Below are 16,650 nucleotides of genomic sequence, written 5' to 3'. Positions count from 1 at the left end.
AGTTGACAAAAAAAGACCGGGTTTCCCCGGTCTTTTTTTTATTTGTGGCGTTTACGCAGATTCTCTATCACCGCGGTTAAATCGAGATCCTGGTCTTGCAGTAGCACCAGCAGGTGATACATCAAATCAGAGGCTTCGTTGGTCAACTCTTCGCGGTCATTTACGGTCGCCGCCAGAGCCGTTTCTACCCCTTCTTCACCGACTTTCTGCGCGATGCGCTTCGTGCCGCTGGCATACAGTTTTGCGGTATAAGAGCTTTGCGGGTCCGCCGTTTTGCGCTCCGCTAACAGCTGTTCAAGCTGATACAGGAACAACCACTGGTGGCTCGCGTCACCAAAGCAACTGCTGGTGCCTTTATGACAGGTTGGGCCAATCGGGTTTGCCAGGATAAGCAGGGTGTCGTTATCGCAATCTGGCGTAATGCTGACCACGTTCAGGAAATGCCCCGAGGTTTCACCCTTGGTCCACAGGCGCTGTTTGGTGCGCGAGAAGAACGTGACTTTACCGCTGTCGACGGTTTTAGCCAGAGCTTCCTGGTTCACATATCCCAGCATCAGGACTTCGCCTGATACGGCATGTTGTACAACGACTGGCAATAATCCGTCAGTTTTTTCCCAGTTCAGTTGCGCCTGTTGTTGCTCTGTTAACATACCCTTATCTCCACGCCCTGATTTGCCAGGTACGTTTTTAACTCACCAATATTGATAATTTGCTTATGGAACACGGAAGCGGCAAGCGCACCGTCTACGGAAGCATCGCGGAAGGCTTCCAGGAAATGCTCCATGGTTCCCGCGCCACCGGAGGCAATCAGCGGCACATGGCACACCGAGCGCACTTTTTTCAACTGCTCCAGGTCGTATCCGTTACGCACGCCGTCCTGGTTCATCATGTTGAGTACGATTTCACCCGCGCCGCGTTTCTGGACTTCCTGCACCCAGTCCAGCGTCTCCCACTGGGTTACGCGGGTACGGCTTTCGTCGCCAGTATACTGGTTAACGTGATACTTGCTCGTTGCGTCGTCAAACCAGGTATCAATGCCTACCACAATACACTGCACACCAAAACGGTCAGCCAGACGGGTGATTAACTCAGGGTCGGCCAGGGCCGGTGAGTTGATGGAGATCTTATCCGCGCCGAAGGAGAGAATTTTGGCGGCATCTTCCGCAGACTTGATCCCGCCCGCCACGCAGAAGGGGATATCAATCACTTCCGCCACGCGCGCGACCCAGCTTTTGTCCACAACGCGTCCATCGCTGGAGGCGGTGATATCGTAAAATACCAGCTCGTCTGCACCTTCATCGGCATAACGTTTTGCCAGCGGGACGATGTCACCAATGATTTCGTGGTTGCGGAACTGCACGCCTTTCACCACCTGGCCGTCACGTACGTCCAGGCAAGGGATTATCCGTTTTGCCAGCATTGAATCGCCTCCGTCACACTAAATTTTCCTTCCAGTAAGGCGCGTCCAACAATCACGCCGCGAACACCCGTACCGCGCAGAGCGGCGATATCGGCCAAATCACCGATGCCGCCAGAGGACTGGAACGCAACCTGCGGATAACGTGCGCAGACTTCGTCGTACAAAGAAACATTCGAGCCTGCCAGCGTCCCGTCACGAGAAATATCTGTGCAAAGGACATGTTTCAGGCCCACCGGAAGATAAATATCAACCAGCTCCTCGAGCGTCACGCCGGAGTTTTCCTGCCAGCCGCTGACGGCAACCTGTTTGTTACCCTGTTCATCGATACGCACGTCCAGCGCCAGCACCAGCGCATCCGCACCGAAACGGCGGAACCAGCCTTTGACCATTTCGGGATCTTTTACGGCGGTAGAGCCAACGACAACGCGTGCCACACCCGCTTCAAGCAGGGCTGCTACGTCCTCTTCAGTCCGCACGCCACCACCCACCTGAACGGGCACATTCACGCCCGCCACCAGTTTTTTGAGCAGAGGGATCTGGCGCTTAGCCGGGTCTTTCGCGCCGGTGAGATCCACCAGGTGCAGCACTTCAGCGCCCTGCGCGGCGTAATCCTGCAAACGTGGCAGCGGATCATTGCCGTAGTCTCGTTGCTGAGCGTAATCACCCTGGTGGAGCCGGACGACCGTGCCGTCAATTAAATCTAATGCGGGAATAATCATCACATCTCCAGGAAGTTTTTCAGCAACTGTGCGCCTGCGGCACCAGAGCGTTCCGGGTGAAACTGCACGCCGTAGAAATTGTCTTTCTGAACCGCAGCGGTAAATGGCTCGCCGTAGTTGCACTGGGCAATGGTGTACGGATTCACCGGCATCGCGTAGCTGTGCACAAAGTAGAAATAAGCCCCGTCTTCAATGCCGCGAAACAGTCTGTCTCCTGCTTTCGGGTACACACGGTTCCAGCCCATATGCGGCAGTGGCAGACCGTGGTCGGTCATTTTCGGCACATCCTGATCGATAATGCCCAGCAGGTCGACGCCGTTGTTCTCTGCGCTATGACGACCCAAAAGCTGCATCCCCAGGCAGATCCCCAGCACGGGCTGGGTACAGGCTTTAATCAGGTCAACCAGCTCACGCTCGTGGATCTGATCCATCGCTGCCTGCGCCGTGCCCACGCCGGGTAAAAAGAGTTTGTCGGCGCGTAACACCACGTCCGGATCACGGCTGACCACCGGCTCATAGCCGTGGCGCGAAATCGCCGATTTCACGGAGTTCAGGTTGGCGCATCCGGTATCCAGAATGACCACGTTCATTACAACACTCCTTTAGACGAGGGCAGGGCATCACCTTCCACACGAATCGCCTGGCGCAGGGTTCTACCAAAGGCTTTGAACAGGCTCTCTACGCGGTGGTGGTCGTTCTTGCCTTTGGTTTTCAGGTGCAGCGTCAGACCCATGGTGTAGGAAAGTGAACGGAAGAAGTGTTCAACCATTTCAGTGCTGAGATCGCCTACGCGCTGGTAAGTGAAATCGGCTTTGTATTCCAGGTGCGGGCGGCCGGAAATATCCAGCGCACAGCGCGCAAGGCACTCGTCCATCGGCAGAACAAAGCCAAACCGGTTGATACCGCGCTTGTCACCCAGCGCCAGCTTGAGCGCTTCGCCCAGCGCCAGACCGGTGTCTTCAACGGTGTGGTGATCGTCGATGTACAGATCGCCTTTTACCGCAATTTCCATGCGGAACCCACCGTGGGTGGCAATCTGATCCAGCATGTGATCGAAGAAACCAACCCCGGTGTGGATCTTGCTGCCGCCTTCACGATCCAGCCACACCTTCACATCGATCTGCGTCTCTTTGGTATTACGCTCAACGTGAGAGTATCGATCGCGTTTGGTCAGCTGTTCGCCAATCTGCGCCCAGTTGAGATCGGCACGGTTGTAGCGCAGGCCTGAAATACCCATGTTCTCAGCCAGAGTGATGTCCGTGGCGCGATCGCCGATGACATAGCTGTTGGCTTTATCCAGCACGGCTTCAGTCAGGTAACGCTCTACCAGTTTTATCTTCGGCTTACGGCAATCACAGTTATCCGCCGGAAGGTGCGGGCAGATCAGCACCTCTTCAAATTCCACACCCTGAGAGGTCAAAATCTGCATCATCAGATTATGCGGGCCGTCAAAATCCGCCTGCGGGAAGCTGCTGGTGCCCAGACCATCCTGATTGGTGATCATCACCAGCTTAAACCCGGCTTTTTGCAGTTTGAGCAATACCGGGATGACCTCAGCTTCAAAAGCCAGTTTGTCGAGACGATCGACCTGAAAATCGGTTGGCGGCTCGGCAATAATGGTGCCGTCACGATCGATGAAAAGGTACTTCTGGCTCATACTTTCTCCGCATTCAGGGCGTCAATAACGCGCTGGCTCTCTTCACGGGTTCCCACGGTAATACGCAGGCAGCCGCTCAGTGAAGGTTGTTTATTTTGATCTCGTAAGATAATGCCCTGATCCCACAAGGATTTAAATACCGCACTGGAGGCGATAAAGCGCACCAGGATGTAATTTGTTTCAGAGTCGAAAACCTGTTCAACACAGGCTATCTCTCTTAGCGCATTGACCAGATACTGACGCTCATTCAGGATTTGTGCGACGCGGCCGCGCATTGCCTCAAGCCCTTGCGGTGTCAGTGCCTGAGCGGCGATATCCGCAACAGGGGTGGACAACGGATACGGGGCAATCACTTTCAACAGCAGATCGATAACTTCTTTATTGGCCAGCGTAAAACCGCAGCGCAGGCCAGCAAGAGCAAAGGCTTTCGACAGTGTACGCAGCACAACCAGGTGCGGGTACTCTTCGAGCCAGCCAGCAAGAGACGCCTGCGGGCAGAACTCAATGTAGGCCTCATCCGCGACAACCAGGGCTTTGCCACGGGTCATTTCCAGCAGCGTGCGGATGTCCTGTGGGTTGATAATCTGCCCGGTCGGGTTGTTTGGGCTGCACACAAACACCACTTTCACGCCATCGAGGTTTTTAGCAATATTCTCAAGATCCAACTGCCAGTCGTCCAGCGCCTGCACGTTACGACACGCCACACCGAAGGTTTCCGCGCTCACGCTGTACATGCCGTAGGTTGGCTGGCAGTACATGACGGCATCTTTTCCTGGCTCGCAGAAGGCGCGGATCAGTAGCTCAATGCCTTCATCGGCGCCACGGCTGACCAGAACCTGCTCAGGCTTTACGCCAGCATAGGCGGCATAGTTCTCAATTACGGCTTTTGGCTGACACTCCGGGTAGCGGTTCAGCGTTTGCTGAGACAGCTCAAACTTCACCGCCGTCGGGAATTCGTTGGCATTCAGCCACACATCACCGTTACCGCCCAGGCGGCGCGCAGACTGATACGGAGTCAGTCGACGGACATTTTCGCGAGCTAATTCTTCGATGTTCATGCTTGCTCCTTCAGGGCTGCAACGCGCAGCGTAACGGCATTTTTGTGGGCGGTCAGACGTTCTGCGGCGGCCAGGGTTTCAATGGTGGATGCCAGTGATGCAAAACCTTCGCGGGAGAGTTCCTGCACGGTCATGCGCTTCTGGAAATCCGCCAGCCCCAGGCTGGAACAGGTGGATGTGTAGCCATAAGTGGGCAGCACGTGGTTGGTCCCGGAGGCGTAATCACCAGCCGATTCAGGCGACCAGTCGCCCAGGAAGACAGAGCCCGCGCTGGTGATGCCATCAACCAGCTCACGTGCGTTGCGGGTCTGAATAATCAGGTGCTCCGGGCCGTACTGGTTAGAGATGGCAATACACTGCTCAATACTGCTCGCTACAATCAGACGGCTGGCGGACAGCGCCTGGCGGGCGGTATCGGCACGGGGCAAATCAGCGAGCTGACGTTCCACGGCTTCGCCTGTGCGTCTGGCCATGTCGGCGTCCGGCGTCAGCAAAATCACCTGCGAATCAGGGCCGTGCTCAGCCTGAGATAACAGGTCGGACGCCACAAAATCAGGGGTTGCACCGCTGTCGGCAATCACCAACACTTCAGACGGACCGGCAGGCATATCGATTGCAGCGCCGTCCAGACGCTGGCTGACCTGGCGTTTGGCTTCAGTCACATACGCATTGCCAGGCCCAAAAATCTTGTCGACTTTCGGGACAGATTCGGTGCCGAAAGCCAGAGCAGAGATGGCCTGTGCGCCGCCCACTTTAAAGATCTCCTGCACGCCACAGAGCTTCGCGGCATACAGAATTTCATCGGCAATCGGCGGTGGCGAACAGAGGACCACTTTCTGGCATCCGGCGATACGCGCCGGAGTGGCCAGCATTAATACGGTTGAAAACAGCGGCGCCGAACCGCCAGGAATATAGAGCCCGACAGAAGCGACCGGGCGCGTTACCTGCTGGCAGCGCACGCCTGGCAGGGTTTCCACATCAACGATTTGCAGTTTTTGCGCGGCGTGGAAGGTATCGATGTTTTTCACCGCCACGGCCATTGCCTGCTTGATTTCATCACCCAGACGGCTGCTGGCATCGGCAATTTCTTGTTCGGTGACTTTCAGCGCGCCAACTTCGGTTTTATCGAACTTTGCACTGTATTCGCGCAGCGCATCATCGCCGCGGGATTTTACGTTGTTCAGGATCTCCGCCACGGTGCGGGTGATGCTCTCGGAGGCGGAAACCGCCGGGCGCATCAGCAGGTCACGCTGTTGCTCTTCGGTACAGGTATTCCAGTCGATGATTGTGTTAAAGCTCATGGCAATTACTCCATCATCTTCTCAATTGGCAGCACCAGAATAGAGCTTGCGCCCAGTGCCTTCAGCTTTTCCATAGTTTCCCAGAACAGGGTTTCGCTGCTTACCATGTGCATTGCCACACGCTGCTGATCGCCCGCCAGCGGCAGAATGGTTGGGCGCTCAGCACCCGGCAGCAGGGCAATCACTTCATCCAGGCGTTCGGTTGGCGCGTGCATCATGATGTATTTTGATTCGCGAGCCTGAATCACACCCTGAATACGGGTCAGCAGTTTGTCGATAAGCCGCTGCTTGGCGCTGTCCATTTCGCCATCTCGCTGGATAAGGCAGGCTTTGGAGCGGTAAATCACTTCTACTTCACGCAGGCCGTTTGCTTCCAGAGTTGCGCCGGTAGACACCAGGTCGCAAATGGCATCAGCGAGGCCAGCGCGCGGGGCAACTTCAACAGAGCCGTTCAGCAGACAGGATTTGAACTGCACGCCTTTTTGATCCAGGTAACGCTTCAGCAGGTGAGGGTAAGAGGTTGCAATACGTTTGCCATTCAGTGCCGCCGGGCCATCCCATGCTTCATCCGCAGGGGTGGCAAGAGACAGACGGCAACCGCCGAAGTCCAGACGGCGCAGGGTGAAGTAGCGCGGGTCTTCACCCTGTGCGCGGCGGGTCAGTAACTCTTCTTCCAGCACGTTTTCGCCGATGATCCCAAGATCAACCACACCATCCATCACCAGGCCCGGGATATCGTCATCACGTACGCGCAGAATATCGATTGGCATATTCTCAGCCAGGGCAATCAGGCGCTGAGTGTGCAGGTTGATTTTAATCCCGCAGCGAGCCAGCAATTCGCGTGAATCATCACTAAGACGGCCGGATTTTTGCATAGCTATGCGTAAACGTGAGTTATCTAACATTCTTTATTCCTCGTTAACCTGTTTTAACCTGTCTGAATTCAGTCCAAAAAAAAGCCCCCGGAAGAAGATCTTCCGGGGGCTTTTTCTTGCGTTCATGCACCACTGGAAGATCCAAACGTCTTCCAGCACACATCGCCTGAAAGACTAGTCAGGATGATGGTGATGATGGTGGTGTTTAAATTGAACGCGTGTCATAAATTTTCTCGATGAATGCTTATTCACTTGATGCCTTTTAACCTAAACCACTTGCACCGCAGAATGCAAGGGCTTTTTTTGATCATTAATTCATTTCATATTGATGCTATGAATTGTGTGTTCTGCGGGGCTGGCGTAGCCTTAATACAGACGTATGAGAGTCAGGAGAATTCACATGAAAAAGGTCGCGATTGTCGGTTTAGGGTGGCTAGGAATGCCACTGGCAATGTCATTAGCAGCGAAAGGCTGGCAAGTGACCGGGAGTAAAACCACTGCGGACGGGGTCGAAGCGGCGCGGATGTGCGGTATCGATGGTATCGAACTGCGCCTGGAACCTGAGCTGGTGTGTGACGCTGACGATCTGGATGCGTTAATGGGCGTTGATGCGCTGGTCATCACGCTCCCGGCAAGACGCAGTGGTCCCGGAGAGTCCTTCTACTTACAGGCGGTACAAGAGATTGTCGATAGCGCGCTTGCACACCATGTTCCGCGCATTATTTTTACCAGTTCGACATCGGTATACGGTGATATCGATGGCACCGTGAAAGAGGGTACTGCGCGCCAGCCGGTTACCGCCAGTGGCCGGGTACTGAAAGAGCTGGAAGACTGGTTGCATAATCTGCCCGGTACTCAGGTGGATATTCTGCGTCTGGCGGGGCTGGTGGGGCCGGGGCGTCACCCAGGGCGTTTCTTTGCCGGGAAATCGGCGCCTGACGGGCAACATGGCGTCAATCTTGTGCATCTTGAGGATGTCATCGGCGCAATTGAGCTGTTGTTACAGGCTCCAAAGGGTGGGCACATCTATAATATATGTGCACCCTCTCATCCTTCGCGACGCACATTTTATCCGCTGATGGCGCGCCAGCTGGGTCTTGCACCACCTGTTTTTGGTGATGCACAGGGTGAAAGTAAAGGCAAAGTCATTGATGGCAATCGTATTTGCCATGAACTGGGATTTGAGTATCAGTATCCCGATCCGCTGGTGATGCCCATGGAATAATGCCATCAGCGGGGGTGGTCGCACGCCGCGTGGGGGCGAACATGAAACCGTTGCTGGATGTTCTTATTATCCTGGATGCGCTGGAAAAAGAGGGGAGCTTCGCGGCTGCATCGGCGAAGCTCTACAAAACGCCTTCCGCGCTGAGTTACACCGTACATAAACTGGAAAGCGATCTGAATATCCAGCTTCTCGATCGCTCCGGGCACCGTGCGCGTTTCACCCGTACTGGCCAGATGCTGCTGGAAAAAGGGCGTGAAGTCCTGCACACAGTGCGTGAACTGGAAAAACAAGCCATCAAGCTTCATCAGGGCTGGGAAAATGAGCTGGTGATAGGCGTTGATGACACCTTTCCTTTTTCCCTTCTGACGCCGCTTATCGAAGCATTTTATCAGCGCCACAGCGTGACCCGGTTAATCTTTATTAATGGCGTGCTGGGCGGCTCCTGGGATGCGTTAACGCAGGGGAGGGCGGATATCATTGTTGGCGCGTTGCATGAACCGCCTCAGCTGAGCGATTTCGGCTTTGCGCGGCTGGGCATCCTGGAGCAGGTATTTGCCGTTGCGCCTCATCATCCGTTAGCGCACGAGCCTGAACCGATTAATCGGCGTACCATCAGAGGTTTTAGGGCAATTGTGGTGGGGGACAGCTCACACCCTGAATACACGACGCCTTCGCAGCAGCTTGATTGCCAGGAAGCGATTACGGTATTCGATTTTAAAACCAAGCTTGAGCTGCAAATAAGCGGGCTCGGATGCGGTTATCTACCGCGTTATTTGGCGCAACGATATATTGAAAGCGGCGCGCTGGTCGAGAAACAGGTCGTCGCGCAAAGTAATAATGAATCTGTGTGGGTAGGCTGGAATGAACAAACCGCCGGGCTTGCAAGCGCCTGGTGGCGAGCCGAAATTTTAGCAAATAGTGCTATCGCTATGGTTTACACTCCACCTGATGTTGAGAAATCAACCGGTTAGTGAAAAGAAATTATTGTTGTGCTTCTCAATGTATTGCCTTTTGTGTCTGGAATAGGGCAAAATGCGGCCGCTGCAAACAAATGAATAATCGATGATATAAAAGGCGTCGGTTATTTTTTTTTGCATGTATGAAACGAAACTAAAAACCAAGAGGCCGGGCTTCGTACCGGATAGATATTTACTAAAATCCGACAGTTGTTGTCGCTGAGGAATACAGAAAATGGGGCAATTTTTCGCTTACGTGGCGGTTATCACCGTAAAGGAGATTAACCATGTCGCTTAACGCAACTCCAAAAACCTCTCGCGTGGAATTACGTAAAACACTTACGTTGATTCCGGTTGTTATGATGGGCCTTGCCTATATGCAACCAATGACGCTGTTCGATACATTCGGTATCGTATCAGGCCTTACTGACGGTCACGTTGCAACGGCGTACGCCTTTGCGCTGGTCGCCATTCTGTTTACAGCGCTGAGCTACGGTAAACTGGTTCGCCGTTTCCCGTCTGCTGGCTCTGCCTACACCTATGCTCAGAAATCCATTAGCCCGGCGGTTGGCTTTATGGTGGGCTGGTCATCTCTGCTGGACTACCTGTTCATGCCGATGATCAACATTCTGCTGGCAAAAATTTACTTTGAAGCGCTGGTGCCTTCCGTACCATCGTGGATCTTCGTTGTTGCGCTGGTGGCCTTTATGACCATATCTAACCTGCGCAGCATCAAGACCGTTGCGAACTTCAACACCCTGATTGTTATCCTGCAAATGGGTATTGTTTCCGTCATTGTTGGCCTGATCATCTACGGTGTGTCCCACGGTGAAGGCGCAGGTACGCTGGCCAGCACGCGTCCGTTCTGGTCTGAAGGTGCGCACGTTGTGCCGATGATTACCGGTGCGACTATCCTGTGCTTCTCGTTCCTGGGCTTCGACGGTATCTCTTCTCTGTCTGAAGAGACAAAAGATGCAGAGCGTGTGATCCCTCGTGCCATCTTCCTGACCGCGCTGATTGGCGGCATCATCTTCATTGGTGCTTCTTACTTCCTGCAACTGTACTTCCCGGATATCTCTCGCTTTAAAGATCCGGATGCGTCACAGCCTGAAATCATGCTGTACGTTGCTGGCAAGACCTTCCAGTGGGGCGTGCTGATCTTCTCAAGCGTCACCGTTCTGGCTTCCGGTATGGCGGCACATGCAGGTGTTTCTCGCCTGATGTACGTGATGGGCCGTGACGGTGTGTTCCCTACCCGTTTCTTCGGCTACGTTCATCCGAAATGGCGTACTCCGGCGTGGAACGTGCTGCTGGTGGGTGCCATCGCTCTGTTGGCCATTAATTTTGACCTGGTAACCGCAACTGCGCTGATTAACTTCGGTGCGCTGGTGGCATTTACCTTCGTTAACCTCTCCGTGATCTCTCAGTTCTGGATCCGTGAGAAGCGCAACAAAACGCTGAAAGACCACTTCAACTACCTGTTCCTGCCGGTATGTGGTGCGCTGACCGTGGGTGCACTGTGGATTAACCTGGAAGAAAGCTCAATGGTTCTGGGTCTGATCTGGGGCGGTATTGGTCTGATTTATCTGGCTTGCGTAACCAAGAGCTTCCGCAATCCGGTTCCTCAGTACGAAGACGTTGCATAACGACTTGCCAGCAAATCCTTAGGCCCGCGTTAGCGGGCAAAAAAAAGCCGGAGACATCGCCTCCGGCTTTTTTATATCTGTAATTCAGACTATCTCTTGTGCGTACTGGAACAGGGCTTTCAACAGCGCCTGTTTTTCAGCATCGCCTTCGTACTGGTTATATAACGACTCAAGTTCCTGGGCGTAGTGCTGAAGGTACTCTGGCGTAAAGACGTTACGGCGATGCTGGAGCCAGCGTTCTTGCTCTACCTCATCCAGCGTACCGGGATAGTTACGCGCCCGGTAATTAAACATCAACTTCTCGATGCGTTTGTCAGCGAAGGTGATATCCAGCGCCGGTAAGTTACGCGGTTCGGTGTTCAGGACGATATTCATGGCGGTGCGGTCGGCATCGCTGAAAAAGCCGTTATACAGCTGTGCATCGACGTTTTTAGATGCCACAAATGGCTCAGCTTCGGCAAAAATGGCGACCACTTTTTCACGCACTTCTGGGTTTTCACGCAGCACTTTGAGGTTATCCAGGCAGTGCTGACGATTTATCCCAAGCCGATCAGCATCTTCCGGGCGCAGCGTGTTGGCCTGCGCCAGTACCGGACATTTGTTGATGTGCACCAGTTTGACCGGAACCGCGGGCAGATCGCCCAGTTCGTTTTTTGGCGTATACAACCGCTCGCGCAGCGTATCGCTGTCGAGCTCCAGCAGGGGGGAAATGTCGCCCGCCAGATCGACCATAATCACCGCATTGCGGTTATCAGGGTGCCAGGCCAGCGGGGCAACCCAGCTGGTGTTCCCGCGCCAGGCGCCAAACATCCCGGAAATATGCACTAGCGGTTTCATCTGCGGGACATCAATCAGCGTAGTGAGCTTGTGTTTGCTGCGATGGCTCAGCAGATATTCAAACAGGCGCGGCTGCGCGGCCTTCACCAGTTTTGCCATGGCGATAGTGGCGTAAACATCCGCCATCGCATCGTGAGCATTGCTGTGTTCAATGCCATTGGCGCGGGTGAGGTGTTCCAGTCTGAAGCTCGGCAAGCCATCGTCGTTTTCCGGCCAGTTGATACCCTCCGGGCGCAGCGCATAGCAGGCGCGCATGATATCCAGCAAATCCCAGCGTGAATTGCGGTTCTGCCAGCTCCAGGCGTACGGATCGTAAAAATTACGGTAGAAGATGTTGCGCGTCACTTCATCATCAAAGCGGATGTTGTTGTAACCCACCACACAGGTATTCGGAACGGTGAACAGATCGTGGATGCGGCGGGCGAATTCGGCCTCGCTAACCCCTTTATCCCGTGCTTCCTGCGGCGTAATGCCGGTCACCATCACAGCACCGGGCTGCGGCAGGTAGTCATCAGCGGGCTTGCAGTAAAAGACTTCCGGCTCGCCAATGATATTGAAATCTTCATCGGTACGGATGGCGGCAAACTGGGATGGCCTGTCCAGCGCCGGATGGGTGCCAAAGGTTTCGTAATCGTGAAATAAAAATGTTGGGCGCGCGGCAGAGTCAGACACCAGTAATACCATCCTGTTAAAAATTGACGCCACTATGGTAAACGATCGTGGTGTACAGGCCGAATAAAAAGCGCCCTGAGGCGCGAAATTTGCGAGATGGCTTCAGGTAAAACATGTTGTTTGTCACATTTTTTTGCAATTAAGGCAGGTAACGACATCAGAAGTCCCGTAAAAAGGTCAACGATTTTTAATGACCTGAGGATATACCGTTGAAACGCCGTCTGTTTATTGCTGTTTCTTTACTCGCTTCGAGTATCTCATCTGCGCTGGCTGCCGATCCGCTGGATTTTTCACCGCAGCCACCCGCTATCCAGGCAGGATCCTGGGTACTGATGGATTACACCACTGGTCAAATTTTAACGGCGGGCAACGAACATCAGCAACGCAATCCGGCGAGCCTGACAAAGCTGATGACGGGATATGTTGTCGACCGCGCTATTGATAGCCACCGTATTACCCCGGACGATATCGTCACCGTGGGTCGCGATGCATGGGCGAAAGGGAACCCGGTGTTTGATGGTTCATCCCTGATGTTCCTGAAACCAGGCGATCGTGTGTCCGTACGCGATCTGAGCCGGGGCCTGATTGTCGATTCCGGTAACGACGCCTGTGTGGCGCTGGCAGACCATGTGGCGGGCGGCCAGCCGCAGTTCGTCAACATGATGAATGACTACGTACAAAAGCTGAATCTGCGCGACACACACTTCGAAACGGTTCATGGCCTGGATGCACCGGGGCAGCACAGCTCCGCTTATGACCTGGCGGTTCTGTCCCGGGCAATCATTCACGGCGAGCCTGATTTTTACCATATGTATAGCGAAAAGAGCCTGACCTGGAATGGGATCACCCAGCAGAACCGTAACGGTCTGCTGTGGGATAAAACCATGAACGTGGACGGGCTGAAAACAGGGCACACATCCGGGGCAGGCTTTAACCTGATTGCCTCTGCTGTAGACGGTCAGCGCCGCTTAATTGCGGTGGTGATGGGGGCCGATAGCCCGAAAGGTCGTGAAGATCAGGCTCGTAAGCTGCTGCACTGGGGACAACAAAACTTCGATACGGTGCAGATCCTGCATAATGGTAAAAAAGTGGGTACAGAGCGTATCTGGTACGGCGATAAAGAGCAGGTAACGCTCGGCACGGATCAGGATTTCTGGCTGGCGTTGCCTAAAGCAGAAGTACCAAACATCAAAGCGAAATATGTGCTGGATAAAAAAGAGCTGGAAGCGCCGATTGCAGCGCATCAGCGTGTAGGGGAAATTCAGCTCTACGACCGGGATAAGGTTGTGGCGCACTGGCCGCTGGTAACGCTGGAAAGCGTTGATAAAGGTGGCTTATTCTCACGTCTTGGCGACTATCTGCACCACAAAATCTAATCGCGTGCGTTAACCGCTTTCAGCAGACTGGCAGGGATGCGAGTCTGCTCACATAATAAACACTCCTCGTTTGTTGTTCATAGAAAATCTGATTTATAGTGTATATATATACAGTAATAAACGGAGGCAGCATGGACTACAGCATCAGGCAGCAACAGAAACGTAAAATCGCGGGCTTTCACCTGGTCGGGCCGTGGGAAAAAACGGTAAAACAAGGCTTTGAACAACTGGTCATGTGGGTTGACGGGCGTCAGATCCAGCCGCTGGAATGGGTTGCTGTTTATTATGATAATCCGGATGTCGTCCCGGCAGAGAAATTGCGTTGTGACACGGCGGTAACGGTGCCGGAAGATTTTGTCATTCCCGAGAACAGCGAAGGGGTGATGCTGACTGAAATCGCCGCCGGCGACTACGCCGTTGCCACTGCCAGGGTCGAGAATTTTGATTTCGCGACGCCATGGTATCAATTCTTCAACTCTCTATTGCAGGACCACCGCTATCAGTGTGCCCCGAAGCCCTGCTTTGAACGCTATCTGAACGATGGCAATGCAGACGGTTACTGGGATATTGAAATGTACGTTGCCGTTGAGCACAAAGCGGGTTAATCCTGGTAAACGCAGGGTTTTTCAGCCGGGTGTGATCCGCCCGGCTGAAAACACAGTACAATTGTGGTTTGCCGAGCTGCTGGAGAGCGGGTGTGCGTCCCGACAAATCATTAACGCCGTTTGAAATTCGGTTGTATCAACACTACCGCGTTGTGCATGGCTGCCGTATCGCGCTGGCTTTTGTACTGACTTTTGTACTGGTGCGCTTGCTGAATGTCCCGGAAGGGACGTGGCCGCTGATCACGCTGGTGGTCATCATGGGGCCAATCTCGTTCTGGGGTAATGTCGTCCCGCGGGCTTTTGAGCGTATCGGTGGCACTGTTTTAGGCTCTGCACTGGGTCTCATTGCCCTGAAACTGGAACTCATCTCGTTTCCGGTCATGCTGGCGTGGTGCGCCGGCGCTATGTTCCTCTGCGGCTGGCTGGCGCTGGGGAAAAAACCGTATCAGGCACTGCTGATTGGCATCACGCTTTCGGTGGTGGTGGGTGCTCCCGCAGGGGATATGACCACCGCGCTCTGGCGAAGCGGAGACGTTATCCTTGGCTCGCTGCTGGCGATGCTGTTCACCGGTATTTGGCCGCAGCGCGCTTTCCTGCACTGGCGTATCCAGATGGCAAACTACGTCATGGCCTTTAACCGGGTTTATCAGACTGGTTTTTCCCCTAACCTGGTTGAGCGACCGCGCCTTGAAAAGCATCTGCAAAAAATCCTCAATGACGTGGTTAAGATGAGGGGGCTGATTACCCCGGCCAGCAAGGAAACGCACATCCAGAAATCCGTTTTCGAAGCGATTCAGACGGTCAGTCGTAATCTTGTCTGTATGCTCGAATTGCAAATCAACGCGCACTGGGCTTCTCGCCCCAGCCATCTGCTGATGCTTAACGCACACACGCTGAAAGAGACGCAGCAGATGACGCAACAGACGCTGTTAACCATTGCTCACGCGCTCTATGAAGGGAACCCGCAGCCTATTATGGCGAACAGCGAGCGCCTGACCGAAATCGTTGCCGAGCTGAAGCAGCTTATCAACGAACGCCAGAGCGACAATGTGCCTGAAACACCGATCCACGGCTACGTCTGGCTGAGCATGGAGCTGGCGCGCCAGCTGGAACTTTTGTCGCATCTGATCTGCCGGGCGCTGCGCAAATAAAAAGCAGCTATCGCCTTATGTGACGCCTGCTGCTTCGATTCAGCAGCAATTGGGGTTATGATAGCTTTAAACGATATACTCATTGTCATTCGCGACCGCTGTCAGTAAGGTTACGGTTACAACGGTTGCTTTAACGAATCCGAATCTCACATTATCAGGGGTGTAAAAATGGAAACTACCAAGCCTTCGTTCCAGGATGTTCTGGAATTCGTCCGCCTGTTCCGCCGCAAAAACAAATTGCAGCGCGAAATCCAGGACGTTGAGAAGAAGATCCGTGACAACCAGAAACGTGTTCTGCTGCTGGACAACCTGAGCGACTACATCAAGCCGGGTATGAGCGTTGAAGCTATTCAGGGCATTATCGCCAGCATGAAGAGCGACTATGAAGACCGCGTTGATGACTACATCATCAAAAATGCTGAGCTGTCCAAAGAACGTCGCGACATCTCCAAAAAGCTGAAAGTGATGGGCGAAATCAAAAACGGTGAAGCAAAAAGCGAGTAATCGCTGCTGAACGTGAAAAGGGCTCTCTGGTGACAGAGAGCCTTTTTTGTTTTAACTCGCCGCGCGCGGCTGTAGTTGATAAATCCACGCCGTAACCTGCTGGCCTTCCACCGTAGTGACACTGACTTCTACCCGGTCGTAACCCTCTTCAAACTCGTCCAGCATCGCCCAGTGCGTTTCAAGGTTGTCGGAGACAAACAGATAACCGTCAACGCGCGTGCCGTGTTCATCCAGAACAATCCCCGGGAAATCGGCTGCTGCACCCCATCCGCGCGCGTAAAAGGTGCCTTTCACGTAACCCGACAGCCATTCGCCACCGATGTTTTCCAGAATATGCGCATTTGAGTGGCCAGGTTGCAACGTGCCGTAGACAAACAAAGGGTTCATGCTTCATCACCATTGAACAAGAGAATTGCTTAACATAAGGGGGAACAGCAGGGGGTGCAATCGCTTCGTGCCTGGCGCAGAAAAGCAAAAAGCCTGCTCGAAAGCAGGCTTTTCAGAATGTGGCTCCTCTGACTGGACTCGAACCAGTGACATACGGATTAACAGTCCGCCGTTCTACCGACTGAACTACAGAGGAATCGTTGTGGAGGCTTATCTTAGCGGCGAAAAAAGTTTTGTCAAACCTGATCTTAGGTAAAAATG

Annotated in this window: 19 protein-coding genes, 1 tRNA gene and 1 other annotated feature; of the genes, 8 read left to right on the top strand and 12 right to left on the bottom strand. The window is 53.8% G+C overall.

The annotated features are described in order from the left end of the window. Positions 1-38: 38 nt before the first annotated feature. From hisIE to hisL, 9 genes are all read right to left on the bottom strand, one after another. Positions 39-650 carry a bifunctional phosphoribosyl-AMP cyclohydrolase/phosphoribosyl-ATP diphosphatase HisIE gene (gene hisIE, locus N1249_RS14155; RefSeq protein ID WP_259830230.1) on the bottom strand — a complete coding sequence of 204 codons (612 nt, stop codon included), beginning with the start codon at positions 648-650 and terminating at the stop codon, positions 39-41. Continuing rightward, positions 644-1,420: an imidazole glycerol phosphate synthase subunit HisF gene (hisF, locus tag N1249_RS14150; protein ID WP_259830228.1), complete on the bottom strand. Its 777-nt coding sequence runs from the start codon at positions 1,418-1,420 to the stop codon at positions 644-646. Before hisF ends, hisIE begins: the two co-directional genes overlap by 7 nt. After that, complete coding sequence (gene hisA, locus N1249_RS14145) at positions 1,402-2,139, bottom strand: 1-(5-phosphoribosyl)-5-[(5-phosphoribosylamino)methylideneamino]imidazole-4-carboxamide isomerase (protein WP_257273464.1); 738 nt, start codon at positions 2,137-2,139, stop codon at positions 1,402-1,404. The genes hisF and hisA overlap by 19 nt, the downstream gene beginning before the upstream one ends. Continuing rightward, on the bottom strand, positions 2,139-2,729 hold the full coding sequence (hisH, locus tag N1249_RS14140; RefSeq protein WP_259830224.1) for an imidazole glycerol phosphate synthase subunit HisH: 591 nt from the start codon (positions 2,727-2,729) through the stop codon (positions 2,139-2,141). The genes hisA and hisH overlap by 1 nt, the downstream gene beginning before the upstream one ends. Then, the gene (gene hisB / locus N1249_RS14135) at positions 2,729-3,796 is read right to left on the bottom strand and encodes a bifunctional histidinol-phosphatase/imidazoleglycerol-phosphate dehydratase HisB (protein WP_259830222.1); all 1,068 of its coding nucleotides are present in this window, start codon (positions 3,794-3,796) and stop codon (positions 2,729-2,731) included. The genes hisH and hisB overlap by 1 nt, the downstream gene beginning before the upstream one ends. Next, entirely contained in the window at positions 3,793-4,854 is a 1,062-nt protein-coding gene (gene hisC, locus N1249_RS14130; RefSeq protein ID WP_259830220.1) for a histidinol-phosphate transaminase, read from the bottom strand. Before hisC ends, hisB begins: the two co-directional genes overlap by 4 nt. Further along, positions 4,851-6,155: a histidinol dehydrogenase gene (gene hisD, locus N1249_RS14125; protein WP_259830218.1), complete on the bottom strand. Its 1,305-nt coding sequence runs from the start codon at positions 6,153-6,155 to the stop codon at positions 4,851-4,853. The genes hisC and hisD overlap by 4 nt, the downstream gene beginning before the upstream one ends. 5 nt (positions 6,156-6,160) lie before the next feature. Continuing rightward, positions 6,161-7,060 carry an ATP phosphoribosyltransferase gene (gene hisG, locus N1249_RS14120; protein ID WP_259830216.1) on the bottom strand — a complete coding sequence of 300 codons (900 nt, stop codon included), beginning with the start codon at positions 7,058-7,060 and terminating at the stop codon, positions 6,161-6,163. Positions 7,061-7,105: 45 nt separating this feature from the next. Beyond that, positions 7,106-7,229 (bottom strand) — a sequence feature (His leader region). Continuing rightward, positions 7,205-7,255 carry a his operon leader peptide gene (gene hisL, locus N1249_RS14115; RefSeq protein ID WP_001364200.1) on the bottom strand — a complete coding sequence of 17 codons (51 nt, stop codon included), beginning with the start codon at positions 7,253-7,255 and terminating at the stop codon, positions 7,205-7,207. It overlaps the preceding feature by 25 nt. Positions 7,256-7,430: 175 nt before the next feature. On the opposite strand from hisL, the gene N1249_RS14110 reads away from it, so the two are divergent. The 4 genes from N1249_RS14110 to N1249_RS14095 all read left to right on the top strand — a co-directional run bounded on the left by N1249_RS14110 (position 7,431) and on the right by N1249_RS14095 (position 10,857). After that, on the top strand, positions 7,431-8,255 hold the full coding sequence (locus tag N1249_RS14110) for an SDR family oxidoreductase (protein WP_259830214.1): 825 nt from the start codon (positions 7,431-7,433) through the stop codon (positions 8,253-8,255). Between the two features lie 41 nt (positions 8,256-8,296). Beyond that, positions 8,297-9,226 carry a LysR substrate-binding domain-containing protein gene (locus N1249_RS14105; RefSeq protein WP_259838126.1) on the top strand — a complete coding sequence of 310 codons (930 nt, stop codon included), beginning with the start codon at positions 8,297-8,299 and terminating at the stop codon, positions 9,224-9,226. A 220-nt stretch (positions 9,227-9,446) separates the two neighbouring features. Then, on the top strand, positions 9,447-9,509 hold the full coding sequence (gene yoeI / locus N1249_RS14100; RefSeq protein ID WP_128738933.1) for a membrane protein YoeI: 63 nt from the start codon (positions 9,447-9,449) through the stop codon (positions 9,507-9,509). Next, positions 9,499-10,857, top strand: a complete 1,359-nt coding sequence (locus tag N1249_RS14095; RefSeq protein ID WP_182061650.1) for an APC family permease — start codon at positions 9,499-9,501, stop codon at positions 10,855-10,857. Before yoeI ends, N1249_RS14095 begins: the two co-directional genes overlap by 11 nt. A gap of 84 nt (positions 10,858-10,941) precedes the next feature. On the opposite strand, the gene sbcB is transcribed toward N1249_RS14095, so the two are convergent. Further along, positions 10,942-12,378 carry an exodeoxyribonuclease I gene (sbcB, locus tag N1249_RS14090; protein ID WP_409193179.1) on the bottom strand — a complete coding sequence of 479 codons (1,437 nt, stop codon included), beginning with the start codon at positions 12,376-12,378 and terminating at the stop codon, positions 10,942-10,944. Positions 12,379-12,575: 197 nt separating this feature from the next. Here sbcB and dacD point away from each other — a divergent pair, with 197 nt between their 5' ends. From dacD to N1249_RS14070, 4 genes are all read left to right on the top strand, one after another. Then, complete coding sequence (gene dacD, locus N1249_RS14085; protein ID WP_259830212.1) at positions 12,576-13,742, top strand: serine-type D-Ala-D-Ala carboxypeptidase DacD; 1,167 nt, start codon at positions 12,576-12,578, stop codon at positions 13,740-13,742. A 131-nt stretch (positions 13,743-13,873) separates the two neighbouring features. Then, positions 13,874-14,347, top strand: coding sequence for a DNA gyrase inhibitor SbmC (gene sbmC, locus N1249_RS14080; protein ID WP_259830208.1), 474 nt, complete (start codon positions 13,874-13,876; stop codon positions 14,345-14,347). A gap of 92 nt (positions 14,348-14,439) precedes the next feature. Then, entirely contained in the window at positions 14,440-15,498 is a 1,059-nt protein-coding gene (locus N1249_RS14075; RefSeq protein WP_259830206.1) for an FUSC family protein, read from the top strand. 168 nt (positions 15,499-15,666) lie between these two features. After that, positions 15,667-16,002 (top strand): DUF496 family protein, encoded by a 336-nt coding sequence (locus N1249_RS14070; RefSeq protein ID WP_008499467.1) that lies wholly within the window; start codon positions 15,667-15,669, stop codon positions 16,000-16,002. Positions 16,003-16,053: 51 nt separating this feature from the next. On the opposite strand, the gene N1249_RS14065 is transcribed toward N1249_RS14070, so the two are convergent. Beyond that, on the bottom strand, positions 16,054-16,389 hold the full coding sequence (locus N1249_RS14065; protein ID WP_259830204.1) for a gamma-glutamylcyclotransferase family protein: 336 nt from the start codon (positions 16,387-16,389) through the stop codon (positions 16,054-16,056). Positions 16,390-16,509: 120 nt separating this feature from the next. Continuing rightward, positions 16,510-16,585, bottom strand: a tRNA-Asn gene (locus N1249_RS14060). Between the last annotated feature and the right edge of the window lie 65 nt (positions 16,586-16,650).

It is taken from the genome of Enterobacter sp. CP102 (assembly GCF_025152625.1).
GTDB lineage: Bacteria > Pseudomonadota > Gammaproteobacteria > Enterobacterales > Enterobacteriaceae > Enterobacter > Enterobacter soli.
The sequence above is the reverse complement of the archived record's forward strand: the minus strand, read 5'-3'. Positions and strand labels throughout refer to the sequence as shown.